This window comes from Cellulomonas sp. P1_G12_2 (genome assembly GCF_056405535.1).
This window is the reverse complement of record NZ_JBFUBX010000007.1, coordinates 141467-158851: the sequence shown is the minus strand read 5'-3', so window position 1 is coordinate 158851 and position 17385 is coordinate 141467. Positions and strand designations below refer to the sequence as shown.

The 17385-nt window shown below is 74.5% G+C and carries 15 protein-coding genes; 8 read left to right on the top strand and 7 right to left on the bottom strand.

The window, feature by feature from the left end:
* The first annotated feature begins 72 nt into the window (after positions 1–72).
* The 3 genes from AC1DXT_RS18400 to AC1DXT_RS18390 are packed head-to-tail and all read left to right on the top strand — an operon-like array spanning position 73 to position 4057.
* Entirely contained in the window at positions 73–1929 is a 1857-nt protein-coding gene (locus tag AC1DXT_RS18400) for a dynamin family protein (RefSeq protein WP_477062744.1), read from the top strand.
* Between the two features lie 17 nt (positions 1930–1946).
* Entirely contained in the window at positions 1947–3542 is a 1596-nt protein-coding gene (locus AC1DXT_RS18395; protein ID WP_477062743.1) for a GTPase, read from the top strand.
* A gap of 20 nt (positions 3543–3562) precedes the next feature.
* The gene (locus AC1DXT_RS18390; RefSeq protein WP_477062742.1) at positions 3563–4057 is read left to right on the top strand and encodes an acyl-CoA thioesterase; all 495 of its coding nucleotides are present in this window, start codon (positions 3563–3565) and stop codon (positions 4055–4057) included.
* On the opposite strand, the gene AC1DXT_RS18385 is transcribed toward AC1DXT_RS18390, so the two are convergent.
* The 5 genes from AC1DXT_RS18385 to ptsP form a co-directional block, all read right to left on the bottom strand.
* The gene (locus tag AC1DXT_RS18385) at positions 4035–5648 is read right to left on the bottom strand and encodes an SDR family oxidoreductase (protein ID WP_477062741.1); all 1614 of its coding nucleotides are present in this window, start codon (positions 5646–5648) and stop codon (positions 4035–4037) included. The two genes, AC1DXT_RS18390 and AC1DXT_RS18385, sit on opposite strands and share 23 nt — an antisense overlap.
* Before the next feature lie 52 nt (positions 5649–5700).
* A complete protein-coding gene (locus tag AC1DXT_RS18380) occupies positions 5701–6705 on the bottom strand; it encodes a DNA topoisomerase IB (protein WP_477062740.1) in 1005 nt (334 codons plus the stop codon).
* A 43-nt stretch (positions 6706–6748) separates the two neighbouring features.
* Positions 6749–7618, bottom strand: coding sequence for an acyl-CoA thioesterase (locus AC1DXT_RS18375; protein ID WP_477062739.1), 870 nt, complete (start codon positions 7616–7618; stop codon positions 6749–6751).
* A 70-nt stretch (positions 7619–7688) separates the two neighbouring features.
* Positions 7689–8072, bottom strand: a complete 384-nt coding sequence (locus tag AC1DXT_RS18370; protein WP_421740609.1) for a globin — start codon at positions 8070–8072, stop codon at positions 7689–7691.
* A gap of 22 nt (positions 8073–8094) precedes the next feature.
* Positions 8095–9786 (bottom strand): phosphoenolpyruvate--protein phosphotransferase, encoded by a 1692-nt coding sequence (gene ptsP, locus AC1DXT_RS18365; RefSeq protein WP_477062738.1) that lies wholly within the window; start codon positions 9784–9786, stop codon positions 8095–8097.
* Between the two features lie 168 nt (positions 9787–9954).
* On the opposite strand from ptsP, the gene AC1DXT_RS18360 reads away from it, so the two are divergent.
* The 3 genes from AC1DXT_RS18360 to AC1DXT_RS18350 all read left to right on the top strand — a co-directional run bounded on the left by AC1DXT_RS18360 (position 9955) and on the right by AC1DXT_RS18350 (position 11313).
* Positions 9955–10185: a PTS sugar transporter subunit IIB gene (locus AC1DXT_RS18360; protein ID WP_056092748.1), complete on the top strand. Its 231-nt coding sequence runs from the start codon at positions 9955–9957 to the stop codon at positions 10183–10185.
* A 28-nt stretch (positions 10186–10213) separates the two neighbouring features.
* Positions 10214–10675 carry a PTS sugar transporter subunit IIA gene (locus tag AC1DXT_RS18355; protein ID WP_477062737.1) on the top strand — a complete coding sequence of 154 codons (462 nt, stop codon included), beginning with the start codon at positions 10214–10216 and terminating at the stop codon, positions 10673–10675.
* 68 nt (positions 10676–10743) lie between these two features.
* Complete coding sequence (locus AC1DXT_RS18350) at positions 10744–11313, top strand: dihydrofolate reductase family protein (protein WP_477062736.1); 570 nt, start codon at positions 10744–10746, stop codon at positions 11311–11313.
* Between the two features lie 11 nt (positions 11314–11324).
* Here the strand turns inward: AC1DXT_RS18350 and AC1DXT_RS18345 are convergent, their stop codons facing one another.
* Both AC1DXT_RS18345 and AC1DXT_RS18340 read right to left on the bottom strand, forming a co-directional pair.
* Positions 11325–12395, bottom strand: coding sequence for a mechanosensitive ion channel family protein (locus AC1DXT_RS18345; RefSeq protein WP_477062735.1), 1071 nt, complete (start codon positions 12393–12395; stop codon positions 11325–11327).
* Entirely contained in the window at positions 12392–14533 is a 2142-nt protein-coding gene (locus tag AC1DXT_RS18340) for a prolyl oligopeptidase family serine peptidase (RefSeq protein ID WP_477062734.1), read from the bottom strand. The genes AC1DXT_RS18345 and AC1DXT_RS18340 overlap by 4 nt, the downstream gene beginning before the upstream one ends.
* A gap of 100 nt (positions 14534–14633) precedes the next feature.
* Here AC1DXT_RS18340 and malQ point away from each other — a divergent pair, with 100 nt between their 5' ends.
* Together malQ and AC1DXT_RS18330 are read left to right on the top strand one after the other, a co-directional pair.
* Entirely contained in the window at positions 14634–16772 is a 2139-nt protein-coding gene (gene malQ, locus AC1DXT_RS18335) for a 4-alpha-glucanotransferase (RefSeq protein ID WP_477062733.1), read from the top strand.
* The gene (locus AC1DXT_RS18330) at positions 16769–17311 is read left to right on the top strand and encodes a P-loop NTPase family protein (protein ID WP_477062732.1); all 543 of its coding nucleotides are present in this window, start codon (positions 16769–16771) and stop codon (positions 17309–17311) included. Before malQ ends, AC1DXT_RS18330 begins: the two co-directional genes overlap by 4 nt.
* The last annotated feature ends 74 nt before the right edge of the window (positions 17312–17385 follow it).

The following is a 17385-nucleotide window of genomic DNA, read 5'->3' as shown; positions in this document are numbered from 1 at the left end:
GGCCTCGTCGCGCTCACCGCACCTTCTCGGACCTGCGCCTATACGCTCGGCATGACCTGAGAGGCGGTGGCGATGGAGCACGACGAGCTGGTCGGCGCCCTGCTCACGCTGCGCAGCCGCGTCGCCGACGTCCGGCTTCCGCTCGAGACCGCCTCGGCTCCGAGCGCCCGTGCCGACCGCACCCGCGTCCTGGACCAGCTCGACGACTACCTGCTGCCGCGGCTGCGCGATCCGGGTGCTCCCGTGCTGGTCGTCGTCGGCGGCTCGACGGGTGCCGGCAAGTCCACGGTGGTGAACTCGCTGGTCGGCGCCGAGGTCAGCCCGTCCGGGGTGCTGCGGCCCACGACCCGCTGGCCGGTGCTCGTGCACCACCCCCTCGACGTCCGCTGGTTCAGCTCGGACCGCGTGCTCCCGTCGCTGTCCCGCGCGGACGCGGCCGGTGAGCAGGGGCTCGCGGGCGCGCGGCCGGGACTGCGGCTGGTGGCCTCCGAGGCTGTGCCCGTCGGACTGGCCCTGCTCGACGCGCCCGACGTGGACTCGGTCGAGGAGGGCAACCGCATCCTTGCCGCCCAGCTGCTGGGTGCCGCGGACGTCTGGCTGTTCGTCACGACCGCCGCGCGGTACGCGGACGCCGTCCCGTGGGAGCTGCTGGCCGACGCCGCCCAGCGGGGCACGCACCTGGCGCTCGTGCTGGACCGGGTGGACGTCGGTACCGAGACCGCGGTGGGCGACCACCTGCAGCAGATGCTTGGGGACGCCGGCCTGTCGTCGGCCACGGTGATCGTGGTGCCCGAGGTCGCTCTCGAGGACGGACTGTTGCCCGAGCACGCCGTGGGGCCGATCGCCGACTTCCTCACCCGGACGGCCACCGACCCTGCGGTCCGCGCGGCCGCGCTCGCCGAGACCTGGGACGGGGCGGTCGCCGACGTGTCCCGCCGGGCGCTCGACCTGGCCGCGGCGGCGGACGAGCAGCGGGAGGCAGACGCGCGGCTGCGCTCGGCGGTGACGGCGGCGTACGCGTCGGCGGCGGCCCAGATCGCGCACGCGACCTCCGACGGGACGCTGCTGCGCGGCGAGGTGCTGGCCCGGTGGCAGGACGTGGTCGGCACCAGCGAGTGGTTCCGCTCCCTCGAGCAGGGGGTGTCCCGGCTTCGCGACCGCCTGGTGGGGTTCGTGCGCGGACGCCGACCGGCCGAGCCGGCGCTCGTCGAGGCGGTGGCGCACGGGTTGTCTGCCGTCATCCAGGATGCCGCGGAGGACGCCGCCGAGACCGCTCACTCCGCGTGGCGGCACGACCCGGCGGGCCTCGCCCTGCTCGACGGGCTCGCCCTGTCGCGGGCGTCGAGCGATCTGCGGACGCGGACGGCGGAACAGGTCCGGGCCTGGCAGGGCGACGTGCTGTCCCTCGTCGAGACGGAGGGTGCCGACAAGCGGACGACCGCGCGCGCGCTGTCCTACGGGGTCAACGGGCTCGGCGCCGTGCTCATGGTCGCGGTCTTCGCGTCGACCGGCGGAATCACGGGTGCCGAGATCGGCATCGTCGGCGGGTCGGCCCTGCTCGCGCAGCGCCTGCTGGAGGCGGTCTTCGGGGACGACGCCGTGCGCCGGCTCACGCAGGAGGCGCACAGGAGCCTCGCGGCTCGGACGGACGCGCTGCTGGAGGAGGAGTCGTCCCGGTTCACGCGCCAGCTGGATGCCACGGGAGCGCGCGGACGGGACGGCGACGACCTGCGGGCGTCGGCCGCGGCCGTCAGCTCGGCGATGGCGGCGCGGACCGCCGCGACCGCGTGGGGCGCCGGCGAGCTCCCCGCCGGTGGCAGCGGGCACCTGCGCGGGACCGGGGCTGTCGGCCGCGCCGTGGCAGTGCCCGACCGTGAGGAGCCGGAGCGCCCCCGGTGGTGGAACCGGTGGTTCCGGGGCGACGGGTGAGCGCGTCGGCGGGGAGCTTGACGGGGCGCGTCGCGGCGCTCGACGAGGCCGTCGGTCTTGCCCGCGGGCGGCTGCCCGACGCCGCCCTCGAGGCACCCACGGCCGTCGTCGCCAAGGCGCGGGACCGTGCGTCGCTGTCGGGTGAGTACACGGTGGTCGCGCTCGCCGGCGCGACCGGGTCGGGGAAGTCGTCGCTGCTCAACGCCCTCGCCGGAGCGCGCATCGCGGAGCCGGGCGTCCGCCGGCCCACCACCGGGCAGCCGGTCGCGGTGATCGTCCCCGCCAAGGGCGACGACACGGATCAGGGCGCCGACGAGCTCCTGGACTGGCTCGACGTCCGCCAGCGGCACGTCGCCGCGAGCCGCGCCCTGGAGTCGGCGACCGGCCTGGTGCTCCTCGACCTGCCCGACCACGACTCCGTGGTCACCGAGCACCGCACGATCGCCGAGCGGCTGTACGCGCGCGTGGACCTGCTGGTCTGGGTGGTGGACCCGCAGAAGTACGCCGACGCCGCCCTGCACACCCGCTACCTGCGCGGGCTCCGGGACCACGCGGGAGTCGTGGTCCTGGTGCTCAACCAGGCCGACCGGCTAAGCCCCGCGGAGCAGCGGGCGATGGTGGCGGACCTGCAGCGGCTGGCGGTCGAGGACGGCCTGGGCGCGTCGCCGGTGCTGGCCGTGAGCGCGTCGACCGGCGCGGGCGTCGGCGAGCTGCGGGACCTGCTCGCGCGGGCCGCGCAGCGCCGGCTGGCGGCGACCGAGCGGGTGACCGGGGACGTGCGGCTGGCGGCGCGCGCCCTGGTCGAGGCGTGCGGCCGCCCGCCGAACGTGCGCCGGGAGGTCGGCGCGGCTGCGTCCCTCGTCCGCGCGTGGGAGTCCGCGGCAGGCGTCGACGAGGTCGCGGACGCGGTGCGGCGCTCCACCAAGCGGTCGGCGCGCGCCGCGACCGGGTGGCCGGTGACGCGGTGGGTCGCGCAGCTGCGTCCGGACCCCCTGCGACGCCTCGGACTGGGGCGGGACCGGCTCCGGGCGGGGCAGGACGACCTGCTGCGCTCGTCCCGCCCGGCGCCCGCGGCGGGAGAACGAGCCGCGGCGCTCAGCGCGGTGCGCACCTACGTGGACGCGGCCACGGCGGGAGCGCCGGACCACTGGGTCCTCGCTGCGCGGTCCCGGGCGGCCGACGTGGACCTCGACGACGTGCTCGACCGGACCGTGGTGCGGGTGCCCGTCGGCGCGGTCCGGGTGCCGTGGACGTGGCGGGTGCTCGCGTTCCTGCAGTGGGTGCTCCTGGCGGTGGCCGTCGCGGGGCTGGGCTGGCTCATCACGCTGGCCGCCATGGCGTGGCTGCAGCTGCCCGCGCCCGTGACGCCGATGTGGTGGGGGGTGCCCGCGCCGACGCTCCTGCTGCTCGGCGGGGTCGCCGCGGGACTGCTCGTCGCCGGACTCGGCTGGCTCGTCGGGGTGGTCGCGGGGCGCAGCCGTGCAGCGACGGCGCGCCGGCGCCTGGGTGCGTCCGTGGCGGCGGCGGTCAACGACCACGTCATCGGGCCGGTCGCCGCCGAGATGGACGCGTTGGCGCGGTGCCGCGCGGCGGCGTCGAAGGCTGCGGCCTGACCGCTCCTAGGATCGAGCGCATGACTCGCCTCGAGGTCCCCGTGCAGCTGCGCTGGTCGGACATGGACGCCTACCAGCACGTGAACAACGTCGAGATGCTCCGGCTGCTGGAGGAGGCGCGGATCGAGGCGTTCTGGAGCCACCCGGTGGCGCCCGACGGCAGCCGGGTGGAGAGCGCCTGGCCGACGGCGGTGCTCGACGCGGGTCCGGGCGCCGAGCTGTCCACGCTCGTCGCGCGTCAGGAGATCGAGTACCTCAAGCCGCTGGGCTACCGCAGGACCCCGGTGGTCGTGGAGATGTGGCTGGGCCACCTCGGCGGGGCCAGCCTGGACGTCTGCTACGAGGTGCGCGACGCGGGAGACGTCGGCCCCGAGCGCGTCACGTACGCGCGCGCTCTGACCACGTTGGTGCTGGTCGACGCGGCGACGGGAGCCCCGCGACGCATCGGAGCCGAGCAGCGCGCGGCGTGGTCCGACTTCGTCGAGGAGCCGGTCACGATCCGCCGGCGGCGCTGACCCGTCGGTCGGTGCGGGCGCGCTCGGCGGTCTCCGCCGCGCGGGCGATGTTCCGCTGCATCCCGCCGAAGACGATCCCGTGGAACGGGTACACGGACCACCAGTAAAGCTGCCCGAGCAGGCCCTTCGGGTGGAACAGCGCGCGCTGCGAGAAGACGGTCGGGGCAGCGTCGGACGTGCCCGTCGGCTCGACGCGCAGCTCCAGCCACGCCAGCCCGGGGACGCGCATCTCCGCGCGCAGCCGGAGCAGCCGACCCTCCTCGATGGCCTCGACGCGCCAGAAGTCGACGGCGTCGTCCACCAGCAGCTGGAGCGGGTCCCGACGACCACGACGCAGCCCCGGACCGCCCACGAGCCGGTCGGCCAGCCCGCGGACGCGCCACGCCAGCCCCCACGAGTACCAGCCGCGCTCGCCCCCGACGGCCTCGAGCACCCGCCACAGCGCCGCGGGGGAGGCGTCGACGGTGACCTGGCGCTCGTCGACGAACAGCGAGCCGCCGGCCCAGTCCGGGTCGCTCGGCAGCGGGTCGCTGGGCGCGCCCGGCACGGAGGCCGACGACCACCGCGTGGTGACGGCCGCGTCCTGCACGCGCTGCAGGGCCAGCCGCACCGCGCGGTCGAAGCCGATGAGACCACCGGGCGGGTCGGGCACGTGCTCGGCGATGTCGTGCTCGTCGCAGACCACCTCGTGCACCAGCGACTCGACCAGCGGACGCGCGAGGCCGCCGGGCACCGGGGTCACCAGCGACACCCAGAGGCTGGACAGCTTCGGGGTCAGCACGGGGACGCCGACGATGACCCGTCGGTGCAGCCCGGACGCGGCGGCGTAGCGCTGCATCATGTCGCGGTAGGTCAGGACGTCCGGGCCACCGATGTCGAACCCGCGGCTGACCTCGGCGGGCATCGTCGCGGAGCCGACGAGGTAGCGCAGGACGTCCCGGATGGCGATCGGCTGGATGCGGTTCTCCACCCAGCGCGGCACGGTCATCGCCGGCAGGCGCTCGGTGAGGTAGCGCATCATCTCGAACGACGCCGAGCCCGACCCGAGGATGACCGCCGCCCGCAGCACCGTCGTCGGGACGCCGCTGGCCAGCAGGATCTCGCCCACCTCGGTGCGGGACGCCAGGTGCGGGGAGAGGTCCTCGCCCTCGGGGTAGAGGCCGCCGAGGTAGACGATCCGCTCGACCCCCGCCTCGCGCGCCGCCTGCCCGAAGACGAGCGCGGTGTGCCGGTCGGTCGACTCGAAGCTGCGCCCGGAGCCCAGCGAGTGGATCAGGTAGTACGCGATCTGCGTGCCCTCCAGAGCGGCGCGGATCTGCTCGGGGTCCGCCGCGTCGGCGGCTGCGACCTCCACGTCGGCGTACCAGGGGCGTCCCCGAAGCCGGTCGGGGTGCCGGGCGACCGCTCGCACGCGGTAGCCGGCCGCGAGCAGCTCCGGGACCAGTCGTCCGCCCACGTAGCCGGTGACACCGGTGACGGCGACGAGAGGGGCGTCGGCGCGCGGGCGCCCGTCCGGACCGAGTCCGGGCACCAGGCCCTCGAGGGTCTCCGCGACCGGCGCGGGCAGGAGGTCGTCCGGGGCAGTGGCCATCTGGGAAGTCTGCGGTGCCTGGCGCGGACCCGCACCCGGTCGCGCCGGATCCTCAGCCGCCGCTCAGCAACGCGAGCGTCTGCCGCTCCGCGACGGCCTGCGATCGGGTCGGGCGGATGGTCGAGCCCCGCTCCCAGAGCTCGACGACCCTGGGGTCGATGTAGGACGCCCGGCACACGGCGGGCGTGTTGCCCAGCTCCTCGGCCACCGCACGCACGACGTCGGTGACCACGCGGCGGCGGGCGCGCTCGGACGCCGGGGGCGCACCGGCGTCGGCCAGCCCGCGCGCGGCGAGCACGGTCGCGTGCCACGTGCGGAAGTCCTTCGGGGTGGCGTCCTCGCCCAGCTGCCGCTTGACGTAGGCGCCGACGTCCGCGCTGGTCACGTCGTGCCACCCGCCGTCGTCGTCGCGCCAGGCCAGGAGCTCCGGGCCGTCGTCCCGCCTCCGGGTCAACGTCCGCACCAGGGCCGCGACGTCGTCGTCCTCGACCACCGTGTCCCGGACCTGGCCCGACTTGGCGGGGAAGTTCAGGTGCACGCGGCCGGGGTCTCCCTCGTTCTCGGGTGCCAGGACGCGGACGTGCGACCGCAGCAGGGTCGCCAACCCGTACGAGCCGTGCTGGAGCGCGTACCCCTCGCCGCCCACCCGCAGGTAGGCGAGGTCGAGCAGCCGGAACGCCAGCGCGAGCACCTTCTGGCGCGGCATGCCCTCGAGCGCGAGGTCCGCCCGGACGCGTCGTCGGGCTGCGGGCAGACGACGGGCGACGTCGAGCACGTGGTCGTGCTTGAGACGACCCCGACGCACGGTCCACTGCTGGTGGTACAGGTACTGCCGGCGCTCGGCGTCGTCGAGTCCCGCCGCCTGGATGTGGCCGTTGGGCCAGGGGCTGATCCACACCTCGCGCCACGCCGGCGGGATCGCGAGCGTCGTGATCCGCTCGAGGTGCTTCTCGTCGACGATCCGGACCTTGTCGAGGTCGAGGTAGACGAACCCCCGACCGGCTCGACGTCGCGACCAGCCGGGGGCGTCGATGCGGACGCGGCGCAGGCGAACCATGCCGGAAGTGTCGCCCGGCCGGTCTGAGTCCGCGCGGTGAGCGTCAGTCGGGGAAGCGGACCATGCCTTCCTGGGCCACCGAAGCGACGAGCGTCCCGTCCTGCGTGAACACCCGCGCGGCCCCGAGCCCGCGACCGCCCTGCGCGCTCGGCGTGGACTGCACGTACAGGAGCCAGTCGTCGACGCGGACGTCCCGGTGCCACCACATGGCGTGGTCGAGCGACGCGATCGACAGCCCGCGGGTGACCCACGAGCGGCCCGCCCGGCGCAGGATCGGCTCGAGCATCACCTGGTCGCACGCGTAGGCCAGGAGCGCGCGGTGCAGCAGCTGGTCGTCGGGCACCGGTCCTCGCGACCGGAACCACACGGCCTGCTGACCGGTCGCCTTCGTGGGCGGGCCGAGGTAGATCGCCCCGTCGACGTGCCGGACGTCGAACGCCGCCTCCTGCGTCCAGAACTTGGCTACCGGGTGGTCGATCCCACCGAGCAGCTCCAGCGCGGACGGCACCTCGTCGGGCCCGGGGATCCCGGCCGGCATCGGGTCGGCGTAGTCGAGGCCGGGCTGCTGCTCCTGGAAGGACGTGATCATCGACAGGATCGCCTCGCCACCCTGCAGCGCGTGCGTCCGCCGGGCGCTGAACGACCGTCCGTCCCGCAGCCGCTCGACCGCGAAGGTGATGGGCTCGCGCACGTCACCGGCGCGCAGGAAGTAGCCGTGCAGCGAGTGGGGGAGCCGGCCGTCCGTGACCGTCCGCCCGGCGGCGAGGAGCGCCTGCGCGAGCACCTGACCGCCGAAGACGCGCCCGCTTGGCTGCGGCAGGCTGCGACCGGTGAACTGGTCCGGCGTGCCGGGGTCCTCCTCCAGCCGCAGGATGTCGAGCACGGGGGCGGTCGGGTCGGGCTCGATCGTCATGGACGGCAGCGTCTCACGACGGGCGGCACCCGAAAGGTGTCCGCACGGCGTGACGTCGGTCGCAGCGGACTCAGTCGTCGAAGGTGTTGAGCATCGAGTGCGCGGCCCGCTCGAGGTAGTCCCAGAGCTCCGCGTGGTGCATCGGCGCAAGGTCCAGGCTGTCGACCGCGGCCCGCATGTGCAGGAGCCAGCGGTCACGCGCGTCGGGGTTGACCTTGAAGGGCGCGTGCCGCATGCGCAGTCGAGGATGCCCACGCTCGTCGGAGTACGTGGTCGGGCCGCCCCAGTACTGCTCGAGGAAGAGCGTCAGCCGCTCGGCGGCCGGGCCGAGGTCCTGCTCGGGGTACATGGGGCGCAGCACCGGGTCGTCGGCCACGCCGCGGTAGAACTCGTCGACCAGCCGCACGAACGTCTCGTGCCCACCGATCGCCGCGTAGAAGGAGTCGGATCTCACGCCGACATCCTCACACGCGCGCTCAGAGCCCCAGCTCCTCCAGCACCGGCAGGCCCGCGCGCACGACGGCCCGCGCGTCGGCCGCGCTGGACGTGCCGAGCGCGAGCTGCGCCAGCCGGCGGCACTCGTCGAGCGGGGTCACCGCCAGCAGCGCGGCGACGTCGGGCAGGGCGCGCGGTGTCATCGACAGGGAGGAGACCCCCAGTCCCACCAGCACCACGGCGAGCGCGGGGTTGGCTGCGGCCTCGCCGCAGACGCCCACCGGCCGACCCTGCTGCGCGCCCCCCCGGCAGGCCGCGGCCACGAGGTGCAGGACCGCGGGCTGCCACGGGTCCGACAGCTCCGCGACGGCGCCGAGCAACCGGTCCGCGGCCATCGCGTACTGGGTGAGGTCGTTGGTGCCGATGCTGGCGAACGCGGCGTGCGCCAGGATCGGCCCGGCCAGCAGTGCCGCGCTCGGTACCTCGATCATCACGCCGGCCACCGGCAGCCCGTGGGCCGCGCAGGCGGCGACGAACCGCTGGGCCTCGTCGACCGTGGACACCATCGGGGCCATCACCCAGACCTCGGCGGTCTCGGCGGCGGCGGCCCGGGCGATCGCGGTCAGCTGGTCCTCGAGCACCTCGGGGTGGCGCTCGGCGGTCCGCAGGCCGCGGACACCCAGCGCGGGGTTGATCTCCGGGTCGCCGGCGAGGAACGGCAGGGGCTTGTCGGCGCCGGCGTCGAGCGTGCGCACCACGACCTTGCGCCCGGGGAACGCAGCCAGCACGCGGCGGTAGGCCGTGACCTGCTCGTCGATGCTCGGGGCCTCGTCGCGGTCGAGGAACCCGAACTCGGTCCGGAACAGCCCGACGCCCTCGGCACCCGCGGCGGCGGCCGGTGCCGCGTCGGACGGGTCACCCACGTTCGCCAGCAGCTCGACATGGTGCCCGTCGGCGGTGTGCCCGTGCCCGTCGAACGTGCGGACCTGCGCGGCGAGGGCCAGCGCAGCCGCCACCTGCTCGTCCGTGGGGTCGACGGTCACCGTCCCCGCCGCGCCGTCCACCAGCACGAGCCCCTCGGCCACCACGGCCGCCTCGACGCCACGGGCCGCGACGACCGCGGGGATGCCGCGGGAGCGCGCCAGGATCGCCGTGTGCGAGGTGGGCCCGCCGGCGCCGGTGACGATGGCGAGCACCCGCTCGGTGTCGAGCGTCGCGACGACGGCCGGCGCCAGGTCCGCGGCGACCAGGACGAACGGCGTCTCGTGCGCCGGCACGCCCGGGGCGGCTCGGCCGATGAGCTCCGCGACGAGCCGGTCGCGGACGTCGGCGATGTCGCGCACGCGCTCCGCGAAGTAGCCACCGAGCGCCTCGAACTGCTCCGCGACCGCCTCGGCAGCCTCCCAGACGGCGCGCTCCGGCACCAGCCGGTCGTCGAGGACGCGCCGCTCGGCGTCGGCGACGAGCGTCGGGTCCGCGGCGATCGCCGCGGTGGCGTGCAGGAGGTCGGCGCTGTCGCCGTCGGCACGGTCGGCGGCGGCGTCGAGCGCGGCGCGGACCACCTCGGACGCCGCGGCGATCCGCTTCGCCTCTGCGGCGTAGTCGGTGCCGGGTGGCAGACGTCGTCCGGAGGGCGGTTCCGCGATCGGGTCGGGCATGAGCACGGCTGGAGCGACCACGCGTCCTGGGCTCACCCCGATCCCGGCGATGACCGTGGGGGATGACTGGCGCACTGGCCCCACTGGGCGCACCTCCTCGTTCGACCTGACGGCAGTGTGGTCCCTCGGTGTCCGCCCACGCCACCCGGCACGCACCGTCCGGCACTGCGAGGCTGCGGACGGTGTGCCAGGGTTACGCTGGCCCTTGGCGCAGATCGGCGCCGGTCGAGCTGGGGAGTTCCATTGAGCAAGGCAGAGCAGATCCTCGCAGCGCTGGGCGGCGACGGGAACGTCGTCGACCTCGAGCCGTGCATCACCCGGCTCCGCGTCGAGGTGAGCGATGCCCATCTGGTCGACGAGGCGGCGCTGAAGGCCAGCGGCGCGTTCGGCGTGGTGCGCTCGGGCCGCATCGTCCAGGTGATCGTCGGCCCCGAGGCCGACAACCTCGCCGCCGAGCTCGACAGCCTGCGCTGACCGGCCGCCGCGGCCCCGGGCGCGACGGATGACCACCCTGCGGCTGCTGAGCCCGCTGACCGGCGTCGTCCGGCCCGTCTCGGCCGTGCCCGACCCGGTCTTCGCGGAGGGCATGGTCGGCCCCGGTGTGGCCATCGAGCCGCAGCACGTGCAGACCCAGACCGTGCTGGCGCCCGCGGACGGCGTGATCGGCGCCCTGCACCCGCACGCGTTCGCGCTCGAGCTGAGCGAGGGACGGACGATCCTCGTCCACCTCGGCATCGACACCGTCGGCCTGGCGGGGCAGGGCTTCACGCTGCACGTCGACGGCGGTCAGACCGTCCGCGCCGGAGACCGCCTCGTGACGTGGTCCCCGGTCGACGTCTCCGCGGCCGGGCTGCAGACCGTCTGCCCGGTCGTCGCGCTCCAGGCGAACCCCGAGGCGCTCACAGTGCTGGTGGGCGACGGTGAGACCGTCCACGCGGGGGACCCTCTGATCGACTGGGCCTGACCGCTCGCTCTTGCCGTCAGCGGTCGCCGCGTGCACGGTGGAGACGAGCGCGAGCACGGGAGGCCCTGATGGCAGAGCTGTTGGTCGACTTCATCACCTCGCTCGACGGGTACGCGTCGGCCGAGGGCTGGCCGGGGTGGTGGGGCCTCGAAGGTCCCGAGTACCTGGCCTGGCTCCAGGAGTCGCCGGAGCGCGACTGGACGACCCTGATGGGCGCCACCACGTACCGGCTGATGTCCCAGTTCGCCGCGGCGGGCGCGGAAGGCGTCGACGAGCTGACCGCGATGCCCAAGGTGGTGTTCTCCACGACCCTCCGCGAACCGCTGGCCTGGGCGAACACCCGCCTCGTCGCCCAGGATCCCGTCGAGGCTGTCCGGTTGATGAAGGCCGACGACGACGTCGCCGGGCTGCGCACGATCGGCAGCCTGACGGTGTGCCGGACGCTGCTCGAGGCAGGGCTGGTCGACCGCTTCCGCGTCGTCGTCTTCCCGGTCATCACCGGGAGCACGGGGCGCGAGCGGATCTACGACCAGTACCCCGACGTCGGGCTGGAGCTGGTCGACAGCCGGACGTTCGACGGCCGGATCCAGCTCCTCGAGTACGTGCCCACGGTGCTCAACGGCCCGCCCGGGTCGTAACCCGCCACCAGTCAGTGCTCGTCGGTCGGAGCCGGTTCCTCCGTCGGCACTGGTTCGACCCCCGACGCCGCGACCCGAGCGTCCCGGTTGGCCACCATGTCGTCGAGCGGAGTGCTCCGTGGGTCCCGGGGAGCGGGGGAGTCGGTGGGAGCTCCCGGCGCCTCGAGCGACGCACGGTGGGTGGCCATGAGGTCGCGCTGGCCCGCCAGCGGCACGTCGGCGCGCTCGAGGGCGTCGCGCGTCGCGGTCCGCAGCTCGCGTGCGACCTCCCACTGCATGGCCGGCGACGTCTTGACCTTGAGCCGCAGCGTCACGGCATCCGCGCTGAGGCGTTCGATGCCCGTGATCGTCGGTTCGCCGAGGACGTGGGCGCCCACGACGGGGTTCCTGACCACTCGCGAGGCCGCCTCCGCCAGCAGTCCACGGACCTGGTCGAGGTCGGCGAAGTAGTCGACGTCGATCTCGACGACCGCGGTCGCCCAGCCCTGCGTCTTGTTGCCGACCCGCAGCATGGTCCCGTTCGGGACGTACCAGAGGGTGCCGTCCGAGTCGCGGATCTTGGTGATCCGCAGCGTGACCGCCTCGACAGTGCCGTTGGCGGGTCCCACGTCCACGACGTCGCCGACGCCGTACTGGTCCTCCAGCAGCATGAACAGGCCCGTGAGGAAGTCCTTGACCAGGCTCTGCGCGCCGAACCCGAGCGCGACGCCGATGACGCCGGCCGAGGCGATGAACGGGGCGATGTTGACCCCGAGCGTGTCCAGGATCAGGAAGAAGGCGATCCCCCCGACGATGATCGTGGCGCTCGACCGCAGCACCGAACCGAGGGTGCGGGCGCGCTGCGCACGGCGGGCGCTGGACAGCGGGTTCGCCTTGGCCAGGACGCCGCCCATCTCCGACTCCCCGATGGGCCGCAGGATCCCCCGGTCGAGGAACGGCGTCCCGTCGGCGACGTGGTTGGTGATCGTCCTGATCGTGCGACGGAGCAGAAACAGCGCGATGCTGCTGATCGCGACGATGAGGATGATCCGCAACGGGATGCCGAGGAACCACTCGCTCCACGACTGCGCCGCGGCCCTCACGCGCCACCTCCGGCCAGTCCCGTGCGGTCCGCGACGAACTGCAGCTGCTCGACCGTGAGCCCGATCGTGCGCGAGAGCGCCCGTCCGCCGTGGCCGACCCCGCGCTCGCGGCGGACGAGGACGGGCCGGTCGCTGCTGGTCGCGGCCTGCAGCGCCGCGGCGAGCTTGCGGGCGTGCAGCGGGTCCACGCGGGTGTCGCCCTCGAACACCGTGAACAGGGTGGCGGGGTACGCGGTGCCCTCGACCACGCGGTGGTAGGGCGAGTAGCCCAGCAGCCAGCCGAGCTCCGTCGGGTCGTCGGCGTCGCCGTACTCCTCGGTCCACGTGACCCCGAGGCCGAACCGCTGGTAGCGCACCATGTCGAGCAGGGGCGCCGAGCAGACGACGGCGGCGAACAGGTCGGGGCGCTGGGTCAGCGCGGCGCCGACGAGCAGGCCGCCGTTGGAGCCGCCCCAGCACGCCAGCTGGTCCGGGGTGGTCCAGCCCTGCGCGACGAGGTGGTCGCCGACGGCGTGGAAGTCGTCGAACACGTTCTGCTTGTGGGCCCGCATGCCGGCCCGGTGCCACTCCTCGCCCTCCTCGCCACCGCCGCGAAGGTTGGCGACGACGTACACGCCGCCGGCCTCCACCCACGCGAGCGTGGTCGCCGAGAACGCCGGGTCGAGGGAGATCTGGAACCCGCCGTACCCGTAGAGGATCGTCGGCGCCGGGGCGAGGGGGCGCCCCTCGGCGTCGAGCGCGTCGGTGCGCGCGACGACGAACGCGCGCACGGTCGTGCCGTCGGGGCTGGTCACCTTGATCTGCCTCGCGCGGACGTCCGGGAGGTCGGCGACGAGCCCGGGAGGAGACGCCCACAGGGTCGTCTCGCCGGTGCGCGCGTCGAACCGGTGCACAGTCGTGGGCGTCGTGTGGTCGGTGTAGGAGAACCAGATCTCCGGGCCCCCGTCGGGTCGCGTCGCGAGGCCCGAGATGGAGCCGAGCCCGGGCAGCGTGACCGCGTCGGGGAGGCGCTGACCGGTCCGGGGGTCGTGCGCGCTGACCTCGGAGACGGAGTGCCGTCGCCAGGACGCGAGCAGGAGGGTCGGCGTCGTGTCGTCCCCGCCGCCGTCGATGAACGCCACGTCCTCGAGGACCGCCGTGGGGTCCTCGGCGAGCAGGGTGGTCCAGTGCTCGACGCCCGGCGCCGTCGGGTCGGTGACCGCGATCCGCCCGCGGGGCGCGTCCAGGTTGGTGTGCACGTACAGCCGCCCGTCACGGGCCACCCATGCACCGGTCTCGGCATCCAGGCCGACGGCGACGTCGACGAACGACGGAGCGCCGAGGTCGGCGGCCGAGAGGTCGGCGATCCACACGTCGGTCCGCGGCGCCGTGCCGGCGGAGGCCGACACGATCAGCCAGCGCCCGTCGCGGGAGACCGACACGCCGTAGTAGTTGGTGTGGTCGAGGCCCGCGCCGAACACCTCGACGTCGTCCGTGGCCGGGGTGCCGAGCCGGTGGAGCCAGACGCGGCGGTGGTACTGCGCCTCGTCCTCCGGCAGCACCCCCGGGGGGAGCCGGCGCACGTAGTAGAACGCCTCGCCGCCGGGCAGCCACGCCACGGGGGAGTACCGCGCGCGGTCGATCGGGCCGTCCACCAGCTCGCCCGAGGCCACGTCGAGCACGTGCAGGACGCTCTCCTCGGTGCCGCCGGAGGACACCTGGTACGCGACGAGGTGGCCCTCCTTCGACGGCTGCCAGGCGTCCAGGGTGGTGGTGCCCGCGGGGTCGATCGCGATGGGGTCGAGCAGCACGCGCTCGTCGTCCCCGTCGACCACGACGACCACCGCGTGCTCCTGGTCGCCGGACCGGCGGGAGAAGAAGCGCCGCTCCCCGCGCCACGCGGGCGGGCTCACGAAGCCGGCACCGAGCAGCTCCTGCAGCCGCGCCGTGAGAGCCGTGTCGGCGAACGGCCCCGCGGCGGACAGGGTGTCGCGGTAGGTCACGTAGAGGTCGTCCTGCGCCGCCGACCACGCCTCGGTCTCCGCAGAGTCCGCGTCCTCCAGCGCGCGGAACGGGTCCGCGACCGCGTGCCCGTGCAGGTCCTCGACGAGATCGGTCCGAGGGGCGGTCGGGTACGTGCGCAGGGAGGGTGCGGTCATGGTCCGCAAGGCTACGACGACCGGCTGCGAGGGCGCGCGAGTGACGCAGTCGGGAGCGTCCGTCCTGCGTATGCGCACAGTGCTCTGGCAGGATCGGCGTGTGGCAGACGACCCGGGGACCGCGTCCGACGCCCTTCTGCGCCTGGCGGGGGCCTACGGGGTGGTCCCGGACCACTGGGACTTCCACGGCCGGAGCAAGCGCGCGTCGGCCGTCACCCTGCAGGGGGTGCTCGGGGCGCTCGGCGTCGACGCCTCCTCGCCCGAGCGCGTCGACCTGGCCATCGCCCACGTCGAGGACATGCCGTGGCGCCGCGTGCTGCCGCCGGTGCTCGTCGTCCGCGAGGGTCGGCAGGCGCACGTGCCTGTCCACGTCACGCACGGCGACCCGGTCCAGGTGTGGATCGAGCTGGACCCCGAGGTCGGGGGTGGTCGGCGTGAGGTCGCCCAGGCGGACGTCGCTGTCGACCCCCGCACGGTCGACGGCCGGCTCGTCGGCCGCGCCACGTTCACCCTCCCCGCCGACCTCCCGCTCGGCTGGCACGAGATCGTCTCCGAGGGGCCCAGCGCGTCGGCGCACAGCCCGCTCGTCGTGACACCGTCCCGCCTGGAGCTCCCGCCGGCGCTGCGCGAGCGCCGGACCTGGGGGCTCATGGCGCAGCTGTACTCGGTGCGCTCGCGGGCGTCCTGGGGGGTCGGTGACCTCGCGGACCTCGCCGAGATCGGGTGGCTGGCCGGACGCGAGCTCGACGCCGACTTCCTGCTCATCAACCCGCTGCACGCCGCCGAGCCCACGGTGCCGCTCACCCCGTCGCCGTACCTGCCGACCACCCGCCGCTTCGTCAGCCCCCTGTACATCCGGGTCGAGGACGTCCGTGAGACGGGCTACCTGTCGTCAGCGGACCGGGCCCTCGTGGAGTGGGCGGCCGAGCCGGTGCTCGCCATGGACGACGACGCCGGCCCGATCGACCGCGACGCCGCCTGGACCGCCAAGCGCGCGGCGCTCGAGGTCGTGTTCGCCGCCCCGCGCTCGGCCGCACGGCAGGCGGCGTTCGACGCGTTCGTCGCGCAGGAGGGCAGCGGGCTCGAGACGTTCGCGCTCTGGTGCGCGCTCGCGGAGAAGTACGAGGGCGTGACGCCGTGGCCCGCCGAGGCGCTCGACCCGTCGTCCAGCCTGGTGACCGGGCTCCGCACCGAGCTGGCCGAGCGCGTCGAGTTCCACACGTGGCTGCAGTGGGTCGCCGACGAGCAGCTGGCCGCGGCTCAGCGCGCCGCGCTCGACGGGGGCATGGCGCTCGGGATCATGCACGACCTCGCGGTCGGCGTGCACCCGGAGGGCGCGGACGTGTGGGCGCTGGGCGACGTGCTCGCCCGCGGCGCGACCGTCGGAGCCCCGCCGGACATGTACAACCAGCAGGGGCAGAACTGGTCGCAGCCGCCGTGGCGTCCCGACGCGCTCGCGCGTGCCGCGTACCGGCCGTACCGGGACATGCTCCGCACCGTCCTGCGGCACGCGGGGGCCATCCGCATCGACCACGTGATCGGCCTGTTCCGCCTCTGGTGGATCCCCGAGGGCGCCGACTCCGCGGACGGCGCGTACGTCCGCTACGACCACGAGGCCCTCGTCGGCATCCTGGCGCTCGAGGCGCACCGCGCGGGAGCCGTGGTGATCGGGGAGGACCTGGGCGTGGTCGAGCCGTGGGTGCGCGACTACCTGTCCGACCGGGGGATGCTCGGCACGTCGGTGCTCTGGTTCGAGCGGGACATGCACGGCGCACCGCTGGCCCCCGAGCACTACCGGCCGCTGGTGCTGGCCACCGTGACCACCCACGACCTGCCGCCCACCGCGGGGTACCTGGCCGGCGAGCACGTGTCCATCCGGGAGCGGCTGGGCCTGCTCACCGACCCGGTCGAGGTGGTCCGCGCCGCGGCGCTGGCCGAGCGGGACCAGATGCTCACGGTGCTGCACGACCGCGGGCTGGTGGGCGACGACCCGTCCGAGCGCGAGATCGTCGAGGCCCTGCACCGCTACGTCATGGCGACCCCGTCGGTGCTGGTGGGAGTCTCGCTGGCCGACGCGGTGGGGGAGCGTCGCGCGCAGAACCAGCCCGGGACCGACCAGGAGTACCCGAACTGGAAGGTGCCGCTGGCGGACAGCTCGGGGCGGGTGGTGCTCGTGGAGGACCTGTTCACCAACCAGCGCCTGCGGTCGTTGGCGGCCGTCCTCAACAGCGGAGGATGAGCGAGCAGCTGCGCCGCATCCGTGTGGTCGGCAACACCGGCTCGGGCAAGACCACGTTCGCGGCTCGGGTGGCCGCCGCGCTGGACGTGCCGCACCTGGAGCTCGACGCGGTGTTCTGGGACGCGGGGTGGACCAAGCGGGACCTGGACGAGGCGCACGCGCTGATCCGCGCGTTCGTGGGCTCGTCGCCGGACGGGTGGGTCACCGACGGGAACTGGGCCAGCCAGCTGCACGGGTTGCTCCAGGACCCCGACGCGTTCGTCTGGCTCGACTTCCCGCGCCGCACGGTGATGTCGCGCGTCGTCCGCCGGACGGTCTGGCGTGGGCTGCGGCGCACCGAGCTCTGGCACGGCAACCGCGAGGACCTGCGCTCCCTGCTGCGTCGCGACCCCGACCAGAACGTCGTCCTGTGGTCCTGGACCCGCCATGAGCACTACCGACTGCGTTACACGGCGCTCGCGGCCGAGTCCCCGATCCCGGTCATCCGCCTGCGCAGCCCGCGCGAGGCGAGCCGCTGGCTGGCCACCCTCCCCGGCTGAACTCGCCGAACCCGCTGAACCCCGTGCTCGCGTGAAGACTTGGTCGCGTCGGGCGCAACGAAGTCTTCACGCGA